Genomic DNA, 263 nt, shown 5'->3' on the forward strand with positions numbered 1-263 from the left:
GGGGAGTGCCCAGGTCGCGGAGGATCCCGGCGGCGCGCCGGGTCTCTTCCGGGCCGTAGGAGGAGATGCCGAAGTAGAGCGCGCGGCCGGACCGGACCGAGGTGTCGAGCGCCTGCATGGTCTCTTCGAGCGGCGTGCTCGGATCGGGCCGGTGCGAGTAGAAGATGTCGCCGTAGTCGAGCCCGAGTCTCTTCAGAGACTGGTAGAGGCTGGCGAGTATGTATTTGCGGCTGCCTCCGCCATGCCCGTACGGTCCCGGCCAC

At 68.4% G+C, this 263-nt stretch carries 1 protein-coding gene; it reads right to left on the minus strand.

The genetic code is table 11. From position 1 onward, the window contains the following. Positions 1-263 (minus strand): aldo/keto reductase (locus ACPYOG_RS19765; protein ID WP_481295818.1); only part of this gene is annotated, 263 nt, incomplete at both ends.

It is taken from the genome of Leifsonia sp. HAY1-4F (assembly GCF_056755275.1).